Annotated in this window: 14 protein-coding genes and 1 tRNA gene; 8 read left to right on the top strand and 7 right to left on the bottom strand. The window is 67.5% G+C overall.

What is annotated here, in order from left to right:
* Positions 1-76: 76 nt before the first annotated feature.
* Complete coding sequence (locus EV657_RS11800) at positions 77-1,243, bottom strand: DNA methyltransferase (RefSeq protein ID WP_208323259.1); 1,167 nt, start codon at positions 1,241-1,243, stop codon at positions 77-79.
* A gap of 431 nt (positions 1,244-1,674) precedes the next feature.
* Between EV657_RS11800 and EV657_RS11805 the strand changes: the two genes are divergently transcribed.
* Together EV657_RS11805 and EV657_RS11810 are read left to right on the top strand one after the other, a co-directional pair.
* The gene (locus tag EV657_RS11805) at positions 1,675-2,268 is read left to right on the top strand and encodes a hypothetical protein (protein WP_134077991.1); all 594 of its coding nucleotides are present in this window, start codon (positions 1,675-1,677) and stop codon (positions 2,266-2,268) included.
* A gap of 203 nt (positions 2,269-2,471) precedes the next feature.
* Entirely contained in the window at positions 2,472-3,035 is a 564-nt protein-coding gene (locus EV657_RS11810) for a hypothetical protein (RefSeq protein WP_134077992.1), read from the top strand.
* Between the two features lie 21 nt (positions 3,036-3,056).
* Here EV657_RS11810 and EV657_RS11815 read toward each other — a convergent pair whose 3' ends face one another.
* The 3 genes from EV657_RS11815 to EV657_RS11825 all read right to left on the bottom strand — a co-directional run bounded on the left by EV657_RS11815 (position 3,057) and on the right by EV657_RS11825 (position 5,657).
* Positions 3,057-4,472, bottom strand: coding sequence for a tyrosine-type recombinase/integrase (locus tag EV657_RS11815; RefSeq protein WP_134077993.1), 1,416 nt, complete (start codon positions 4,470-4,472; stop codon positions 3,057-3,059).
* 86 nt (positions 4,473-4,558) lie between these two features.
* Positions 4,559-4,633, bottom strand: a tRNA-Asn gene (locus EV657_RS11820).
* 79 nt (positions 4,634-4,712) lie between these two features.
* Positions 4,713-5,657 carry an MBL fold metallo-hydrolase gene (locus EV657_RS11825; RefSeq protein ID WP_134077994.1) on the bottom strand — a complete coding sequence of 315 codons (945 nt, stop codon included), beginning with the start codon at positions 5,655-5,657 and terminating at the stop codon, positions 4,713-4,715.
* A gap of 43 nt (positions 5,658-5,700) precedes the next feature.
* Here EV657_RS11825 and EV657_RS11830 point away from each other — a divergent pair, with 43 nt between their 5' ends.
* A complete protein-coding gene (locus EV657_RS11830) occupies positions 5,701-7,020 on the top strand; it encodes an ATP-binding protein (RefSeq protein WP_425057254.1) in 1,320 nt (439 codons plus the stop codon).
* A gap of 113 nt (positions 7,021-7,133) precedes the next feature.
* Here EV657_RS11830 and EV657_RS11835 read toward each other — a convergent pair whose 3' ends face one another.
* Positions 7,134-8,774 (bottom strand): acyl-CoA dehydrogenase family protein, encoded by a 1,641-nt coding sequence (locus EV657_RS11835; protein WP_134077995.1) that lies wholly within the window; start codon positions 8,772-8,774, stop codon positions 7,134-7,136.
* A 212-nt stretch (positions 8,775-8,986) separates the two neighbouring features.
* Here EV657_RS11835 and EV657_RS11840 point away from each other — a divergent pair, with 212 nt between their 5' ends.
* A complete protein-coding gene (locus EV657_RS11840; RefSeq protein WP_134077996.1) occupies positions 8,987-10,618 on the top strand; it encodes an alpha-D-glucose phosphate-specific phosphoglucomutase in 1,632 nt (543 codons plus the stop codon).
* 169 nt (positions 10,619-10,787) lie between these two features.
* Here EV657_RS11840 and truA read toward each other — a convergent pair whose 3' ends face one another.
* Positions 10,788-11,561 carry a tRNA pseudouridine(38-40) synthase TruA gene (gene truA / locus EV657_RS11845; RefSeq protein WP_113669323.1) on the bottom strand — a complete coding sequence of 258 codons (774 nt, stop codon included), beginning with the start codon at positions 11,559-11,561 and terminating at the stop codon, positions 10,788-10,790.
* Positions 11,562-11,689: 128 nt separating this feature from the next.
* Here truA and EV657_RS11850 point away from each other — a divergent pair, with 128 nt between their 5' ends.
* The 4 genes from EV657_RS11850 to ileS all read left to right on the top strand — a co-directional run bounded on the left by EV657_RS11850 (position 11,690) and on the right by ileS (position 18,280).
* A complete protein-coding gene (locus EV657_RS11850; RefSeq protein WP_113669322.1) occupies positions 11,690-13,120 on the top strand; it encodes a YcjX family GTP-binding protein in 1,431 nt (476 codons plus the stop codon).
* On the top strand, positions 13,117-14,193 hold the full coding sequence (locus tag EV657_RS11855) for a YcjF family protein (RefSeq protein WP_113669321.1): 1,077 nt from the start codon (positions 13,117-13,119) through the stop codon (positions 14,191-14,193). Before EV657_RS11850 ends, EV657_RS11855 begins: the two co-directional genes overlap by 4 nt.
* Positions 14,194-14,333: 140 nt before the next feature.
* Positions 14,334-15,086, top strand: a complete 753-nt coding sequence (locus EV657_RS11860; protein ID WP_134077997.1) for a VPLPA-CTERM sorting domain-containing protein — start codon at positions 14,334-14,336, stop codon at positions 15,084-15,086.
* Between the two features lie 188 nt (positions 15,087-15,274).
* Entirely contained in the window at positions 15,275-18,280 is a 3,006-nt protein-coding gene (ileS, locus tag EV657_RS11865) for an isoleucine--tRNA ligase (protein ID WP_134077998.1), read from the top strand.
* A 47-nt stretch (positions 18,281-18,327) separates the two neighbouring features.
* Here ileS and EV657_RS11870 read toward each other — a convergent pair whose 3' ends face one another.
* A complete protein-coding gene (locus EV657_RS11870) occupies positions 18,328-19,008 on the bottom strand; it encodes a hypothetical protein (protein WP_134077999.1) in 681 nt (226 codons plus the stop codon).
* Between the last annotated feature and the right edge of the window lie 19 nt (positions 19,009-19,027).

Consider the following 19,027-nt stretch of genomic DNA (forward strand, 5'->3'; position numbering starts at 1 on the left):
CCAGAAAAGGTTGCTCATCATCACCCACCGTCAGTCCGAGAGCTTGAATCATTCAGCCGTAGCGGTTTCAAGCAGATCAATGGGTCCTGAGCCTAACTCCTTCTTTGCCATAGGACCAACGTGCCTCACGTCCGTCATCATGAATTGGAAAAACAATAGTTCCGTCAGGTGCTCGCATTTCAAAGAACATGCTTTCCCTGTCAGATCGCAATGATGCCTTACCGTTCTTTTTAAGAAGGCGGTCGCGATGCAATCGCGGCTCACTTTCCGTAGTCTTGTATGCCTTCAAAAGATCATGAGATATTTTTTGTCGAAATCTCGCATTGTCCTTTTGGCGTTCATAGCACAAAATGAACTCATGGTCGGGCGTTATGGATACCTTATTGTCATTTGGGCTATCTACCTTTTGCCAAATAAAGGTGCACTTGAAGTTGTCGCGCCCAAATATCTGATCGCAAAGAACTTTCAAGTAGTGCCCCTCATTATCGTCAATACTCACAAAAATCGCCCCATCGCGCCTCAACAGTTCCCGAGCGACCTCTAGTCGGTTTTTCATGAAGCTCAGCCAAGCCGAGTGATTGAAGCGATCATTATAGCGGAATCCGTCATTTCCGGTGTTATATGGCGGGTCGATATAAATGAGCTTCACCTTGCCCGCATAGCGCGCCTTGAGCGAATGCAGCGCCAAGAGGTTGTTCCCCTTGATGAGCAGGTTGTCATCCTCGCCCAGCGCCTCGACGGGCTTGGCCTTGTCCGCCGCCACCGCCTCGGCGTCCCAGCGTTCCCAGCCGGTCAGAACCTTGGGTTCGAACAGCCGCGTGATGTCGTCCGGCGCGAGCGTCGTGTTCCAGAAGACCTCGTTCCGGCCCCGGTCCTCTTTCGTCATGCCGCCTTCCAGCACGCAATCCTTGTAGGGCCACGCCAGCACCACGTCGCGCGACTGGCTGAGGAAATTACGCCCTTCCATCAGGCCGATGCGGTTCTTGAAGGCCGTGTAGCTGTCCGGCAGGAACGCCTTGTTCGACACGAAATCCTGAAACTTCACCTTGTCGAAGACGTGGCATCCCGCGACCTCGGTGAAGAAATGCGCCCGGATCGTGTCGGACTGCATCAGCAGACCCAGAAGGCGCGGGTCCATGTTCAGCGCCGCCTCGATCACAGCGTTTTTCAGGATCGCGCTATCCGAGATGAAGGACTGCTCCTGCTGCAAGAGTTCGGTCAATTCGGACAGGAGATTCTGCATTTCGCTCGGCCTCGGTTCGGTTTCGTTCTTTGGCCCTTTCTGGCCGAAGCGGCGGGGCGTTGCCAAGGGGGCAGACTGGCACCGATCCGGGGCATGGGGCGGGGGTAGGGCCTATCATTGGGACAAAGACGCATTTGGGCCTATCATTGGGAACAAGGCGTTTTCCGACCCCCTCGGACCATTTGTGCCGAAGCTGCCCGGACGACACCGGCCCCTGACGGGCTGGGCTGCACTACCGGGCCAAGTGGCCACTCGGTCCACCTGAAACCCCCTCTCACCGCTCCCCACGGGCGGCTCTGGCGCGTCACCGTCAGGCCGTTGTGATGGGCGTCCTCTCGGTGGCGCATCGGCGCACCACGGGCGGCTGTCCGGGGCCGTCCCTGCGGGGCGGTGCATTGGGGCCAACCCATCACACGGAGATCATCCATCACATGAAAGACATGACCATCGTCCGCACGGACGCCACTGCCACGTGGGCCTTCATCCTCGACATTATGGCCGAAGCCTTGGCCCGGAGCGATGCGGAAGCCCTGGACCATCTGCCACCCGGACGCCGCCGGACCATTGCGAGAAAGCGCGCCCAGCGCCATCCCGTCCCATTCGTGGACGAAGAAACCGGCGCGATCTGCCTGAACGTGCCGCTGAATCGCCAGCGCACCGAGTGGGCCACGGTCGAGCTTGAGGACTGGCTTACCGTCCAGAACCTCGGCGCAACGGGGCTCTGGTATCTCGACGACAACGGGCGCGGCGACCTGCGTGTGAAGACCAAGCCTAGGATGCGCCGACACACGGCGGCAAAGAGCCTGACGGTCGCCCGGCTGATCCTTGGCCTCGGGCGCGGTGAGCGGGTGAAGTTCCTGAACGGCGATTCCCGTGACCTGCGACGGTCCAATCTGGCGGTTCAGGGCAGACGGGAAACCGACCGTGCCAAGAGCGCCCGCTATGATGCCCGCGCCTCCGCAATGGCCGGAGCTGACATGGCGCGCGAACTGGCGGCACTGCGCCGTCAAGGTGGCCGGGCTTGAGCGTGATCGGCGCTCGGGAGATCAAGGGGGCGGAGACCATCTGCCCCCGGTGCCTGTCGCCCTTCACGCCGGGGCGGTCAAACCAACGCTTCTGCGGTCGAGACTGCCAGCGGGCCTATTCCCGCAATGCCTCTCGCGGGCCTCGGGCCAGGGCGGTAGACCTTCGCTATCAAGCCCGGCGCACCCGTGCTCGGCTCGACTGGATGAACGAGACCTACTACGGGACGCCACCGGGGGAACGGCTTGGGCTTCTCAAGGGGTGGCTGGACGCGGCGCGGGGCGGCGATGTCCACCTGCGCCAAGTTCTGGGCAACCCCGCATTCTACGCACCTAGCCGGGATGACCGACGCCGGGTGTGCTTCCGCCGGAGCTGGGCCTATCCGCCAGTGCCATATCTTGCCGACCGTTTCTGCATGGTGTTCCTCGGCTGCCGCGTCTGGGAGTGGATCGGCGGCAAGGCACCGGAACCGGTCGAGATTGGAGAAGTGGTGACAGCCGAAGGGGGCGGGACCAATCCGCCCTCCTACAGTGAAACAGGGGCCACCTATCCGGGCGCGGACAAGGTCTACCTACGGCGAGACGCCAAGGCGTTCCTCGACAACCTCAAGGCCATTCGCCGCGCAGTGTATGCGGAGACACCCATGCCGACCAACCTGCCTCGGGAGATCGCGGAGCGGTATCTTCGGGAATGGCTGGAACGCCCCCGAATATGGAAGGCCAGGCGGGCGGGAAATCCGCCCTCCTACAGTGAAACAAGACCCACCTAATCAGGCATCTTGGCGGCGGCGCTATGACGCTCCCTCAGACTCCTTCAACCCCAACGCCCGCTCCATCGCCCGTGTCGTCACCCTCAGCTTGGCCGGGGTGCCACCATAGACCCGATCCCCGACCTCACCGAGGGCGTGGCCCAAGATGATGTTCTGATCCAGCGAGGCGACCTCGGCCAGCCTCAGCCGATCCTTCATGTTGTGGCGCAGCGAGTGGACGGTGTGGCGCTTGTCGGTCGTGATCGCCCGCACATGCTTCATCAATGCCGCAGAGGCCGCGTCAGAGCCCTTAGCGCGGCCATAGCCGGGGAACAGCATGTTGCCCCCTCGGGGCAGCTTGAGGGCTTCCTTGGCGGCTTCCAGAGCGTCCCCGACGAGCGGAACGTGTCGGATGGACGCCTGAGTTTTCAGGCGCCGGTTCTCATGCCATGCGACCTTGATATGCGGGAACTCGCCGGTGGTCTCCACGTCCTCGACGCGCAGCCCTGTGACCTCGGCAAGGCGGCACCCGGTGCCCTCCAAGAGCCGCCAGATCAACGCCAGATCGGGCTTCGCGCTGTCACAGATGCGCTCCCGCACGGCCTTCAAGACCGCCGGGGGGAGGGGGTCGCGTTTCTCGCCCTCTCCGACGCTTCCACGGCCCTGAGCCTGTGGCACCGAAAGGTTGTTGAACGGGCTCTTGAAGGTGGCGGGCAGGTCCATTTCGGTGGCCGCGTGATTGATGATCGCCCTGAGCCCGTTCAGGTAGCGTGCAACGGATGAGGGGCTGATCCTCTCGCCGTTCGACTTCACCTGATCCAGCATGAAATCGCGCACCCTGCGGGCATCGTCGCGGGTCAACTCGGTGAGCACCGGATCACGGCCCAGCGCCTTGCAGGTCAGGCCGACCACCTGATTCACCTGCCCCTCAAAGCGGTGGAAGGTCTCCGGCGTCTCCTTGCCCCGGCGCTCTGCCAGATAGAGCTTCTTGGCGTCCTCAAGCGTGGGCTCTGGCCGCGCCGTCGCCCTCTCGCCATTACGAACAAGGTTGATGGTGAGCCGGTCAACGTCCGTCGCGCCGATGGGGTCAAGCGTCTCAGGGTCTTGGCGGTAGCGGCTGGCGATGCGTTCAATGATCGCCTCACGGGTGATCCAAGCGGTTCCCTCCGGGGCCAACTCGGCGGCACGGGCAAGGGCGACCTGATACGCCTCCCGCTCTGTTGCCTCGCCTCGGTCGGCAGCCTCGCCGTGCTCGACCTGTTGCAGCGCCTTGGCAATCTCCCGCTCCACCTCGGCGTGGAACCTCGGATATGCGGCAAGGGCCTCCTTCTCAGAGTCGCCCAGCTTCTTCTTGAACTCGCGCTTGGTGATGATCTCTGCGACCGCTTTGGGCACCCTGCGGCGATACTGCCAGCGCCCCGATTTGGTCCGTTCGACGTGCTTCAAAACAAGCCCCATGTGTGCCCCGTGTGTGCCCAGATGTGCACCGGGCGGAGCGCCATGTCACTTAGTTTGTTGATATTTCGCCATTTTCACAGGGAAATTGGCTCCGGCGGTAGGGATCGAACCTACGACCAATTGATTAACAGTCAACTGCTCTACCGCTGAGCTACGCCGGAACTGGGGGGCGATATAGCAAGTCGATTCAGTGGCGTCCAGAGGGTCTTGCAGAAAAAACGCACGCAGATCGCGGACGCCTCAGACGCGTCGCCAAAGGGCTTCGGCGGCCAGGGGGCCGTCCGGGGCCGCGAGGGAATGATCCGCCAGATCAATGAGATGAGCCAGAACGTTGCGGGTTGCGGCGGGCAGGAGAGCCGGGGGAGTGTCGGTGTAGATCGCGCGGGCGAGGGCCGCGGGCGTGGCCGGGCCCCTCGACAACACGTCAAGCAGACGGGCGGCGCGGGCGCGGCGGTGGGCGGCAAGTGCCGCGATCCGGCCGGGACCGTCGGGCACCGGGGCGCCATGGGCCGGAAAGAGACGCTGCTCGGGCCGCGCGGCGAGGCGGTCCAGCGAGGCCATGAAGGCGCCGAGATCGCCGTCGGGCGGCGAGACCATGGAGCTGGCCCAGCCCATCACGTGATCGCCGGTGAAAAGCGCGCCCGCGTCGGGCCCGAGCCCGCTCCAGGCGAAGCAAAGGTGATTGCCCATATGGCCCGGCGTATGCAGGGCGGTCAGCGTCCAGCCCTCACCCTCGATCCTGGCGCCGTCGGCAAGCGTCTCGTCCGGGGCAAATCCGGCATCGACGCCCTCGCCGCCGCCGAGCCCGTCAAGCGCCGCCAGATCGGCGCGGCGGCCCGCGCGGCTGTCGCCGAAGGCCAGCACCGGGGCGCCCGTCGCCTCGGCCAGCGGGCGGGACAGCGCGGAATGATCGAGATGGGAATGGGTGACGATGATCCGGCTCACCCGCTCGCCTGGCGCGAGCGCGGCCAGAAGTGCGGCGAGATGCGGCCGCGAGGCCGGGCCGGGGTCGATCACCGTGACCTCGCCTTCGCCGAGAATGTAGCTGTTGGTGCCGCGGAAGGTCATCGGCGAGGGGTTCGGGGCCAGCACGCGGCGCAGCCCGGGCGCAAGCCGGTCGGCCCGGCCGGGTTCGGGGGCAAAGGGCTCGGGGGCGAAGGGCTTGGGGGCTGAGGGGTCGTCCATCATTCCTCTTTCGTCGCGAAGGCGCTGCCGATATGGCTCTAGCATGGTGGACCGCTGGATCAAACGGGTGCTGCCGCGGGGGCTCTACGGCCGGGCCGCGCTGATTCTGATCGTGCCGATCGTGACCATCCAGCTGGTGGTGTCGGTGGTCTTCATCCAGCGTCACTTTGCCGATGTCACCCAGCAGATGACCCGGGCTCTGGTGCTGGAGCTTGCCTATCTGACCCGGATCGTGGATGCGGCGCCTGACCTGGCCGAGGCGCGGACCGAGGCCGGCGCCGTGGCCCGGCCGCTGGGGCTGGGTCTGACGCTGCCCGCCGAGGCGCCGCAGGATGAAAGCCGTCGATTCTACGACCTCTCGGGCGAGACCGTGACCGAGACCCTGCGCCGGGGACTGCCGGGCTTTACCGGGATCGACCTGGCCACCGACACCTCGCGGGTCTGGGTCGGCATCGAGACCGGCAAGGGGCCGATGGAGGTGTCGTTCGACCGCGGCCGGGTCTCGGCCTCGAACCCGCATCAACTGCTGGTGCTGATGGTCTTCACCAGTGCGCTGATGACGCTGATCGCCTTCCTGTTCCTGCGCAACCAATTGCGCCCGATCCGGCGCCTGGCCCGTGCCGCCGACGCTTTCGGCAAGGGGCGCCCGATTCCCTACCGACCCTCGGGCGCGACCGAGGTGCGGGCCGCGGGGCGTGCCTTTCTCGACATGCGCGCCCGGATCGAACGCCAGATCGAACAGCGCACGCTGATGCTGTCGGGGGTCAGCCACGATCTGCGCACGCCGCTGACGCGGCTCAAGCTGGAACTGTCGATGGCCGAGGACACGCCGGAAACCCGGGCGATGCTGCGCGACATCAACGACATGGGCCGGATGATCGACACCTTCCTCGACTTCTCGCGCGCCGATGCGCTGGACGATCCCGAGGAGGTCGATCCGGCCGCTCTGCTGGACCGTGTCGCGCAGCGCGCCGGGGCGGCGGAGGGGACGGTCGAGCTGGGCGCCCTGCCGCGCGGCCAAAGGGCCTCGCTGCGGCCGATGGCGGTCGAGCGGGCCTTGCAGAACCTCATCGACAACGGACTGCGGCACGGCAGCCGGGTGGCGGTGTCGCTTTACCTGCGTCCCGGGGCGCTGGTCTTCACGGTCGAGGATGACGGACCGGGTATCCCGGAGGATCAGCGCGAGCTGGCGATGCAGCCCTTTCAGCGGCTGGACGAATCGCGCAACCAGAACCGGGGGTCGGGCGCCGGTCTGGGCCTCGCGATTGCCGCCGACATCGCGCGCGGCCATGGCGGTGCCCTGCATCTGGGCACCAGTGCGCGGCTGGGCGGGCTGCGAGCCGATCTGGTTCTGGCGCGCTAGAGCCGCGGCCCAGACGGCGCCCCTCCGATGGGGCCGGCCGGTTTCGGGCCGGGATACAGGTCGGAAGTCGCAGCCCGGAACCGCCTTGCAGACGGCAACAGGATGCGAAGCCGTCAGGCTTCGGTGGAAGGCTCCAGCCGGTCGAGCAGGGCGCCGCTTTCCCGGCGTCCGAAGGCGCCGGCCGCGCGGCCGCGCCGGGCGCCGAGCCGGGTGGCGACAAAGGCCTCGGCCACCGCATCGGGGGCGCCGCGCAACAGGACCGACGCCGTCAGCAAAAGTGCGGTTTGTTCGGCATACCAGCGCGCCTCGGCCTCGTTCGGCAGGCCCGGCCAGCGCGCGGCATGGGCGCGCAATTCGGCATCGTAAAGCCGGTCGGCCCCGGCGGCGGCGTGCAGTTCCGCGGCCAGGGCTTCGGCGGCCAGCGGCTCGCGGGCGAGTGTGCGCAGGATGTCGAGGCAGATCACGTTGGCCGAGCCTTCCCAGATGCCGTTCAGCGGGGCTTCGCGGTAAAGCATCGGCAGCGGGCTGTCCTCGATATAGCCGTTGCCGCCAAGCACCTCCATCGCCTCGGCGATCATCGGGGCGGCCTGCTTGTTGGTCTGGAACTTGGCCAAAGCCACACCGATCCGGGCCAGCGCGGCCTCTGCCTCCCCGTCCTCCGCCCGGTCGACGGCCGCGGCGACCCGAAGCCCCAGCGCGACCGCGCCTTCGACATCGAGCGCCAGATCGGCCAGCACCGCGCGCATCAGCGGCTGGTCGATCAGCCGCTTCTGAAAGGCGGTGCGATGGGCGACCCAGTGATGCGCCTCGGACAGCGCCGCGCGCATCAGGCCCGCAGGCGCCAGAGCCGTGTCGAGCCGGGTGTGGTGCACCATGGTCAGGATCGTGCGGATGCCATCGCCGATCTCGCCCAGCTGCCAGGCCAGGGCCCGGTCGTATTCGATCTCGGCCGAGGCATTGGACCGGTTGCCGAGCTTGTCCTTCAAGCGCAGCAGGCGGATCGGGTTGCTTCCGCCGGGCAGCCAGCGCGGAACCAGAAAGCAGGTCAGCCCGCCCGGAGCTTGCGCAAGCGTCAGGAAGCCGTCCGACATCGGGGCCGAACAGAACCACTTGTGCCCGGTCAGCCGCCAGGCCTCGCCATCCGGCTCGGCCCGCGTGGCGGTCGCGCGCAGGTCCGACCCGCCCTGCGTTTCGGTCAGCGCCATCCCCAGCGTTGCGCCCTGCTTTTCGGCGAGGGGCCGCGGCGCCGGGTCATAGCGGCGCGAAACAAGGAGGGGCTGCCAGGCGGCGGCCAGCGCGTCCGAGGCGGCCAGCGCCGGATGGGCGGCATAGGTCATGGTCAGCGGGCAGCAATGCCCGGGCTCGACCTGTGCGGCCATGTAGACCATCGCGGCATGGGCGGCATGCCCGCCCGGTCCGCCCTCCCAGGGCAGCGCGGCATAGCCCGCGGCGATGCTGGTGCGCATCAGGCAATGCCAGCCGGGGTCGAACCGAACTTCGTCGAGCCGTTGCCCGGCGCTGTCGACCGGCACGAGGTGCGGCACGGTGCGGTTGGCCGCGCGCCCGGCCGCGCGCATCTCGGCGCGGCCCATGTCCCGCCCGTAGGCGGCCAGCGGTGCGTCGGGGGCGCCCGCGCGGGCCGCGGCCTCGCGCAGCGCGGGATCGCTGGCCCAGAGGTCGACGTCGCCGCGGTCGGGCGGCTGGTTGCGGACCTCGACGGGCGCCGAAGAGGCTGGGGGCGGCAGGATCGGCATGGGTTCCTCCACGCAGAAGGATAGGCATGTCGGCTGGATCCTGCCAAGCCTTGCCGCCGCCGAGGGCGCGCCGGAATCCGCCGAATTGTTACGAGTCTTGCGCTTGCGGTCGGCCGGTCACCTTGCTGCGTCGCGGCGGATCGGCTTGTGGCCGGGCGCAGGGCCGCTATGCTCCGCCGCGCGGAGCCAATGCCACGGGAGAGCGGACCCTCATGCAGAAGATCACCGTCGAGACCACCCCCATCGAAGGCCAGAAACCCGGCACATCGGGGCTGAGGAAGAAGACCCCTGTCTTCATGGGCCCGCATTACCTGGAGAATTTCGTCCAGTCGATCTTCACCGCCATTGGCGGCGTGTCGGGCAAGACGCTGGTTCTGGGCGGCGACGGGCGGTATTTCAACGACCGCGCGGCACAGGTGATCCTGCGCATGGCGGCGGCCGGCGGCGCGGACCGGATCGTGGTGGGGCAAGGCGCCCTGTTGTCGACGCCCGCCGCCTCGAACCTGATCCGCAAGCGCGGCACCGATGGCGGGATCATCCTGTCGGCCAGCCACAATCCGGGCGGGCCGGACGAGGATTTCGGGGTGAAGTTCAACACCCCGAATGGCGGCCCCGCGCCCGAGGAGGTGACGAACCGCATCTTCGAGGCGACCCGCACGATCGCCTCCTATGACATCCTCGAGGCGCAGGATCTGGACCTGTCGGCGCCGGGCGAGCTCACGCTCGGCAAGACGGTGGTCGAGGTGGTCGATCCGGTCGCCGACTATGCCGAACTGATGCAGAGCCTGTTCGATTTCGACGCGATCCGACGGTTGATCGCGGGCGGTTTCACGCTTCGGTTCGACGCGATGCATGCGGTGACGGGACCCTATGCCAAGGCGATTCTCGAAGGCGCGCTGGGCGCGCCCGAGGGCAGCGTGATCAACGCGGTGCCGAGCCCCGATTTCGGCGGCGGTCACCCCGACCCGAACCCGATCTGGGCGAAGCCGCTGGTCGATCTGGTGATGGGGCCCGATGCGCCCGATTTCGCCGCCGCCTCGGACGGCGATGGCGACCGCAACATGATTCTCGGGCGCGGCATCGTGGTCACCCCCTCGGACAGCCTGGCCGTGCTGGCGGCGAACGCGGCGCTGGCGCCCGGTTATGCGGGCGGGCTGTCGGGCGTGGCGCGGTCGATGCCGACCTCGCGCGCGGTCGACCGGGTCGCCGAGGCGCTGGGGATCGACTGTTACGAAACGCCTACGGGCTGGAAATTCTTCGGCAATCTGCTCGATGCCGGACGCGCGACGCTTTGCGGCGAGGAAAGCGCGGGAACCGGGTCCGACCATGTGCGCGAGAAGGACGGGCTTTGGGCGGTGCTGCTGTGGCTGAACGTGCTGGCCGGAACCGGGCTGTCGGTCGCGGACACCATGCGGGCGCATTGGCGGGCTTACGGGCGGAACTACTACACCCGGCACGATTACGAGGCTGTGGATCAGGACAAGGCCGAGGCGATGCTGGACGCGTTGCGCGGACGGCTGGCGACTCTGCCGGGGCAGAGCTTTTCCGGGCGGCGGATCGAGATGGCGGATGAATTCGCCTATGACGATCCGGTCGATGGAGCGCGCAGCACCGGGCAGGGGATTCGCATCCATTTCGAGGGCGGCGCCCGGATCGTCTACCGGCTGTCGGGCACCGGGACGGTGGGGGCGACGCTTCGGGTCTATCTCGAAGACTATGTCAACGACCCGGCCCGGCTCGAGTTGCCGGTCGAGGAGGTTCTGGCCGATGTGATCGCCGCTGCCGACGAGATCGCGGGCATCCGCGCCCGGACCGGCCGAAGCGCGCCCGACGTGCGGACCTGAGCTCTCCCGCCCCGGCGCCGGCACGGGGGCTGCGCCCCCGCTTGGGCCGCGTTGGGCCTGGCGCGCGCTGTCGCGCGCGCGCCTCCGGCGGGGGTATTGGGGCCAAGAAGAGGACGGGCGCCCCCCCGGTTCGGTCTTCTTCTTGGTAAAAATACCCGGTTTCGAACGGTCAATCCCGCGCGAAGGGGTCTGTCGGATAGCCGACCCCGGCGAGGTACAGCCCGTCCGGCGGGCAGACCGGTCCGCAGGCCGCGCGGTCGCGTGCCTCTAGGGCGGCCTTGACGCCTTCGGGGGTCCAGGCGCCCGCGCCGACCCGTTCCAGCGTTCCCACGAAGCTGCGCACCTGGTTGTGCAGGAAGCTGCGGGCGCGGACGTGAAAGCGGAATTCGCGGCCGCCGGGATAGGGCATGTCCTCGATGTCGAGCGCGTCGAGCGTCTTGACCGGCGAGGCGGCCTGACACAGCGAGGCGCGGAAGGTGGTGAAGTCGTGTCGGCCCAGCAGGTGGCGCGCGGCCGCCTGCATCGGCGCCAGGTCCAGATCGTGGCCGACCCTCCAGACATGGCCCCTGTCATGCACCAGCGGGGCGCGGCGCGAGACGAGGCGGAAGAGATAGCGCCGCTCGACCGCCGAGAACCGGGCGTGGAACTCTTCCGGCACACGGGCGCAGGCCACCACCGCCACGGGGGCCGGTTTCAGGTGATGGTTCAGCGCCTCCGACAGGCGGAACGGGTCCCAGTCCTTCGCCAGGTCGCAATGTGCGACCTGACCCAGCGCATGGACGCCCGCATCGGTCCGCCCCGCCGCTGCGATCGAGGGCACGTCCTGTTCCAGCCGCGCCAGCGCCGCCTCGACCGCGCCCTGCACCGAAGCGCGGTCGGCCTGGCGTTGCCAGCCGGAAAACGGCGTTCCGTCATATTCGATCTTCAGCGCATAGCGGGGCATGGCGCCCCGGTTACCGCGACAATCCTTCCTTGGCAATCGGGCCGCTTGGGGGCTGGCAGCACGGGCCGGGCATGATTAACTGTCACCCGGACTTCGAAAGGAGCGCCCGGACCTCGAAAGGAGCGACTTTGCGTATCGGCGATCTGGCGGATGGAATGACACGCGGCGTCGAAGGCATCGCCGCCTCGGTTTCCGAGACCTTCATGGAGCCCGTGGTGCGGCTGGGCGTGACCGGCCTGTCGCGCGCGGGCAAGACCGTGTTCATCACCTCGCTGGTGTCGAATCTTCTGGACCGGGGCCGGATGCCACAGCTGCGCGCGGCCGCTTCGGGGGCCATCGTGTCGGCCTATCTGCGGCCTCAGCCCGACAACACCGTGCCGCGTTTCGATTACGAGGCGCATCTGGCGGCGATGACCGGGTCCGAGCCGCACTGGCCCGACTCGACCCGCGCCGTTTCGGAGTTGCGGCTGTCCCTGAAGGTGCGGCCCGGCGGGCTTGGCAGCATCTTCGGCGCGGTGACGGGCCCGCGCACGATCCATGTCGATATCGTCGACTATCCCGGCGAATGGCTTCTGGATCTGGCGCTGATGGACAAGGATTATGCCGAATGGGCGGCCGACACGCTGGGCCGGCTCGACCAGCGGCCGGGGTCCGAGGGCTTCGTCGCGGCGCTGGGCGGGGCCGATCCGGGCGCGCCCTTCGACGAGGCGACGGCACAGATGCTGGCCGCGCGCTTCACCGAGGCGCTGAACATCGCGCGCGAGGCGGGCTTTTCCGACTGCACACCGGGACGTTTCCTGTTGCCGGGCGAGATGGCGGGTTCGCCCGTCCTGACCTTCGCGCCCTTGCCGGTGCCGGGCGGCAGCACGCCCCGCGGCAGTCTCTGGCGCGAGATGGAACGCCGCTACGAGGCCTACAAGCGCGAGGTGGTCAAACCCTTCTTCCGCGATCATTTCTCGCGGATCGACCGGCAGGTGGTGCTGGTCGATGCGCTGGGGGCGATCCATGCGGGGCCGCGCGCGGTCGAGGATCTGCGCCGCGCGATGACCGAGATCCTCGGCGCCTTCCGGCCCGGGCGGAATGCCTGGCTCACGCGCTTCCTGATGGGCAAGCGGGTCGAGAAGATCCTCTTTGCCGCGACCAAGGCCGACCATCTGCATCATTCCCAGCATGCCCGGCTGACCTCGATCATGCAGGCGCTGATGAAGGAAGCCCGCCGCCGCGCCGATTTCGCGGGGGCCGAGACTGCGGCAATGGCCATTGCCGCGCTGAGGGCCACGGTCGAGGAAACCCGCGAGCAGCGCGGCGAAAGCTATGACTGCGTGCGCGGCACGCTGATGTCGACGGGGCGGCAGACCGCGCTTTACCCGGGCGAGCTGCCCGAGGACCCGGCGCTGTTGCTGGAACCGGCGCGGGACGGGGCCGAGGACTGGCTCGACGGCGATTACCAGGTCATGCATTTCGCCCCGGCCCGGCTGACGCTGAAACCGGGCGAGGGGCCGCCGCATATCCGGCTGGACAAGGCCGCCGAATTCCTGCTGGGAGACCGCCTGAGATGACCCGCCGCCCCGTCGTGTTCGATCTGGAGGACGAAGAGGCGGCGCCCGCGCGGCCCGCGCGCAGGCCCGATCTCCAGCCCGAGGCGTTCTCCGGCCCGCCGCCCCAGGACCCGCCGGTCAGCCCGGCCACGGCGCCGCCGGTGCCCGACGAGGACGAGGATCCGGCCCCCGAGGGGCGTGCCATGCAGACCGTTGCGGCGCTGGCCGCGCGGCGCCCCTCGCGGCTGGCGCGGTTCTTCTGGTCGTCCTTCGTCGCGCTTCTGGGCTTCGTGATCTCGGTCGCGGCCTGGAACTTCGTCTTCGGGCTGTTCGAGCGCAACCAGATCCTCGGCACCATCGCCCTGACGCTGGTCGGGCTGGTCGCGCTGGCCGTGCTGCTGATCGCTCTTCGCGAGATGGCGGCCTTCGCGCGGCTCAGGCGGCTCGACACGCTGCATCACGAGGCCGAGGCGGCCATCGGGGCCAATGACGTCAAGGCGGCCCGGGCGCTGGTCGACCGGCTGACGGGGTTCTATGCCGCGCGCGAGGACACCCGCTGGGGCCGCGCCCGGCTGGCCGAGCGGCGCGACGAGATCTTCGATGCCGACGGCCTGATGGGCCTTGCCGAGCGCGAGCTGCTTTTGCCGCTTGATGCGGCGGCCACCCGCGAGATCGAGGCTGCCGCGCGGCAGGTGGCGACGATCACTGCCATCGTGCCGCTGGCGCTGGCCGATCTGCTGACCGCGCTGACCGCGAATCTCAGGATGATCCGCCGTGTCGCCGAGATCTATGGCGGGCGGGGCGGCGTGCTGGGCTCGATCCGGCTGGCGCGCGCGGTGATGACCCATCTGGTGGCGACCGGCGCGGTCGCGGTGGGCGATGACATGATCGGCTCGATTGCCGGAGGCGGCATGCTGGCCAAGGTCTCGCGCCGCTTCGGCGAGGGCGTGGTCAATGGCGCCCTGACCGCCCGGGTCGGCGTTGCCGCGATGGAGGTCTGCCGACCGCTGCCCTTCCGCGAGGCGCGCAGGCCCTCGGTCAGCGCGCTGGTCAAGCGGGCGCTGACCGGCGTCTTCTCGCGCCCCGATTCCTGACCGGCACGTGACCGCCCAGGCCTGCGACCTGTCTCCGCGCCCCGGCCGATTAACCCTTGTTTGCTTGAGCTTGACGGTCGGACCGGGGTAGACTGGGGGCGGGCCCGGCGACCGGCCGGGCGAACCGGAGATCGAGCGCCATGACACACGCCTTTCCGGCGGCCCTTCTCGGGGCCGCATGCCTTCTTGCTGGCCAGTCCGCGACCGCGAGCACCGTCTACGGGATCGATTTCCCCGCGGGCGATATCTCTTTCGCGGACCGCGTCGTGAGTTTCACGCCGGGTTTCGGCTTTGGCGGCGGCGTGGCGCCCTGCACCGATGCCTCGAACGCGCTGGGCGTGGCCTCGGCCGGCCCCGACAGCTATCTTGGCGAATGCAACGGCTATGTGTCGCTGGGCGAGGGCGGCAGCTTGGTGCTGGGTTTTGACGACAACCTGCTGGTGCCTTCGGGCGATGCCGCGCCCGATCTGCAAGTCTTCGCTGGCGGCGACCATGACGAGCATTTCCTGGTCCTGATCGGGCTGGCGGGCAAGCTGGACGACTGGTTCGCGCTGACCGGCGCCGAAGGCTCGATCTTCCTCGGGGGCTCGACCGGCATCGACATCGATGCCGCAGCTGGGGTCATGCCCGGTATGTCGTTCTCGCGGGTGATGATCGTCGACCTGCCGCGCTACTGCAACACCGCGACCGGGGTGATGGAATGGAGCGTGGGCGAGGCCTGCGGCTTGGATATCCGCCATCTGCCCTATGACGGTCCCTGGGCGGGCGTCGACATCTACGGGTTGGGCGCGATCTCGACGGTTCCGGCGCCGATCCCGCTGCCGGCGGCCGGGCTGATGCTGGCGACCGCGCTGGGCGGTCTGGCCGCGCTGCGTCGCCGCAGCAGGGGGTAGCGGCGCTTTACCTTGGTCCGGCCGCTGTCTATAGAGGCGGCATGCCTTGTTCTGTCCGGCCGATCCGTCGAATTACGGGCCCGGCGCTCTGATCCAGAGCGACCGGGCAAAGGCGCTTGACCCGTCGCGCCGAACTTTCCAGACATCATCAAGACCGTAATCCGGATCGCATTCCGAGGATTCCTGCCATGTGTGCCGATACACCCGACTACAAAGACACCCTGTTCCTGCCCGAAACCGAGTTCCCGATGCGCGCCGGCCTGCCCGCCCGCGAACCCGCCTGGCTGGAGCGGTGGGCGCGGATCGGCATCTATGACCGGCTGCGCGAGAAGGAGGGCCGGGCGCCCTTCACGCTGCATGACGGTCCGCCCTATGCCAACGGGCACCTGCATATCGGCCACGCGCTGAACAAGATCCTCAAGGACTTCATCGTCCGCAGCCAGCAGATGATGGGCCGCGACGCGCGTTATGTGCCGGGCTGGGACTGCCATGGCCTGCCCATCGAGTGGAAAATCGAGGAACAGTACCGCGCCAAGGGGCTCGACAAGGACAAGGTCGATGTCGTCGATTTCCGCCAGGAATGCCGCCGCTTCGCCGAGGGCTGGGTCGATGTCCAGCGCGAGGAGTTCAAGCGGCTGGGCGTGACCGGCAACTGGGCCGATCCCTATCTGACCATGGACTTCCATGCCGAGGCGGTGATCGCCGAGGAGTTCATGAAGTTCCTGATGAACGGCTGCCTCTATCAGGGCTCGAAACCCGTGATGTGGTCGCCGGTGGAAAAGACCGCGCTGGCCGAGGCCGAGGTCGAATATCACGACCATCAGAGCCACACGATCTGGGTGAAGTTCCCAGTGGTCAATCTGCCGACATTTGATGATTTTCAAAAGTCTTTCGAAGCTCGTCAAACGTGGCTTCGGGCGCATGAGGAAGAGCTAGACATCGGGCTGGAAAAGGCCCGGGTTGAGAAGATGCGACAGCTCGAGGGAGCGTTCGTCGTCATCTGGACCACCACTCCCTGGACCATCCCGCAGAACCGCGCCGTCTGTTTCGGCCCCTCCATCGCCTATGGCCTTTACGAGATCACCGAGACCCCCGCGGAGTGCTGGGCCAAGGTCGGCGACCGCTACATCCTCGCCGATGCGCTGGCCGAAAGCGTGCTCGGCGCGGCCCGTCTGACCTCGGACATGTGGACGCGCGTGGCCGATGTGTCCGCCGACGAGCTGGGCGCGCTGACGCTCGCGCATCCCTTCCGCGGCATCGACGGAGGCAACGGCGAATGGGACTATGACGTGCCGATGCTGCCGGGCGATCACGTCACCGATGACGCGGGCACGGGCTTTGTCCATACCGCGCCCAGCCATGGCGATGACGACTACCAGATCGGGCTGAAGTTCAATCTGCCGATGACCTACAACGTGCTGGAAGACGGCAGCTTCCGGCCCGACCTGCCGCTGTTCGCCGGCGCGGTCATCATCCGGCCCGACGGCAAGGAGGGCGACGCCAACCGCCGGGTCATCGACACCCTGGTCGAGGTCGGTGCGCTGATCGCCCGCGGGCGGCTCAAGCACAGCTATCCGCATAGCTGGCGGTCCAAGGCGCCGCTGATCTACCGCAACACGCCGCAATGGTTCGCGGCCATCGACCACACGCTGGACGACGGCATGGGCACCTATGGCGACACGATCCGTCAGCGCGCGCTGGCCTCGATCGACCAGCTGGTGAAATGGACGCCGCAATCGGGCCGCAACCGCATCCATTCGATGATCGAGTCGCGCCCCGACTGGGTGCTGTCGCGCCAGCGCGCCTGGGGCGTGCCGCTGACCTGCTTCGTCAAGACCGGCGCCAAGCCCACCGATCCCGATTTCCTGTTGAAGGACCCCGCCGTCAACGCGCGCATCACCGCCGCCTTCGAGGCCGAAGGGGCCGATGCCTGGTACGCCCCCGGCGCCAAGGAGCGCTTCCTCGGCAACGATTACAACGCCGATGACTATACCCAGGTCTTCGACGTGCTGGACGTGTGGTTCGACAGCGGCTCGACCCATGCCTTCGTGCTGCGCGACCGCGCCGACGGCACGGCGGACGGCATCGCCGACCTTTATCTCGAAGGCACCGACCAGCACCGGGGCTGGTTCCATTCCTCGATGCTGCAGGCCTGCGGCACGCTGGGCCGCGCGCCCTATCGCGGTGTGCTGACCCATGGCTTCACGCTGGACGAGAAGGGCAACAAGATGTCCAAATCGCTCGGCAACACCATCGTGCCCGAGGAGGTCGTCAAGCAATATGGTGCCGATATCCTCCGGCTCTGGGTGGCGCAGACCGACTATACCAACGACCAGCGGATCGGCCCCGAGATCCTCAAGGGCGTGGCCGACAGCTATCGGCGGCTGCGCAATACCATGCGCTTCATGCTGGGCAACCTGGCTGGCTTCTCCGAGGCCGAGAGGGTCGCGCCTGCCGACATGCCCGAACTGGAACGCTGGGTGCTGCACCGGCTGGCCGAACTGGATGAACGGGTGCGCGCGGGCTATGACGCCTACGACTTCCAGGGCGTGTTCCAGGCGCTGTTCAACTTCTGCACCGTGGACCTTTCGGCCTTCTATTTCGACATCCGCAAGGACGCGCTTTATTGCGACGCGGCCGACTCGGCGACCCGGCGGGCGGCGCGGACCGTACTGGATCTGCTGTTCCAGCGGCTGACGACCTGGCTCGCGCCGATTCTCGTCTTCACCATGGAGGATGTGTGGCTCTCGCGCTTCCCCGGCGACGAGGGCTCGGTCCATCTGCAGGATATCCCCGAAACGCCGGCCGACTGGCGCGACGAGGCGCTGGCGGCGAAATGGGCGGGCATCCGTCAGGTGCGCCGCGTGGTGACCGCCGCGCTCGAGATCCAGCGCCAGGACAAGGTGATCGGCGCCAGCCTCGAGGCCGCGCCGGTGGTGCATGTGCGTGATGCCGAAGTGCTGAAGGCCCTGAAATCGGTCGATTTCGCCGATATCTGCATCACCTCGGCGGTGCAGCTCAGCGGCGACCCGCGCCCGCAAGAGGCGTTCCGCCTGCCCGATGTCGATGGCGTCGGCGTGGTCTTCGAAAAGGCCGAGGGCGAGAAATGCGGCCGCTGCTGGAAGATCCTGCCCGATGTGGGCCAGCACGCACATCCGCAGACCTGCGCGCGCTGCAGCGCGGCCCTGGGCTGAGACGATGCGGGGGCCGGATCGACCCGGCCCCCATCCTTGTCGCGGGATCAGGCTGCGGCCCCCGAGAACAGCGCCTTGGTGTTCTGGAAGGTGGCAACGCCGGTCTGCAGCGCCAACTGGTCCTTGAAGACCGACCGGTCGAACGAGCTGTCGGTCTGGAACTCGCTCTGCAGCAGCCCGGTGGTCGAATCCGGCGGCGGCGTCTGGCGGTTGGCCGCAATGTCCGACCGGGCGGCCGCCTTGTCCTCATCGCCGACCGACACCGCCCGGTTGTCCGGATCGAGGAAGTCCGCGATCCGGCTCAGGGCGCTGTCCCGGGTCGAAGGCTGGCTGTTCCCCGTCAGATCGTAGGGGCCAGCGGCCTCTTCCGGAGACTTTGCGGCCTCGGTCTCGAGCTCCATCATGCTTTTCACGAGGTTCTCGGTGGCGCCTGGAGTTCCGAGGTCTTCCCTGCGCTTTTCCGGTTGGGACAGCGACAGAAGGCCATCGCCATTGGTATCGACATCCGACTTGGCGTTGGCGTCGATCAGGTTCGCGAGGCCGGTGCTGGCGACCTCGCCATAGGACAGGCCGCCATCCTTGTCCTTGTCGATCTGGCTCAGGATGTCCGTTGCGGACTGGGCCTGGCCGGAGGCGGCAGGCCCCTGTTGGCGGGAATCGATATGTAGCGCCTTGCGTGCTGCAGCGACGCCCCAGGCGGAGAAGTCGCCTGCGATTGGTGCGGTCATGGTCTCTCCTTCTGAGCAG

It is taken from the genome of Rhodovulum visakhapatnamense (assembly GCF_004365965.1).
Classification (GTDB): Bacteria; Pseudomonadota; Alphaproteobacteria; order Rhodobacterales; family Rhodobacteraceae; genus Rhodovulum; species Rhodovulum visakhapatnamense.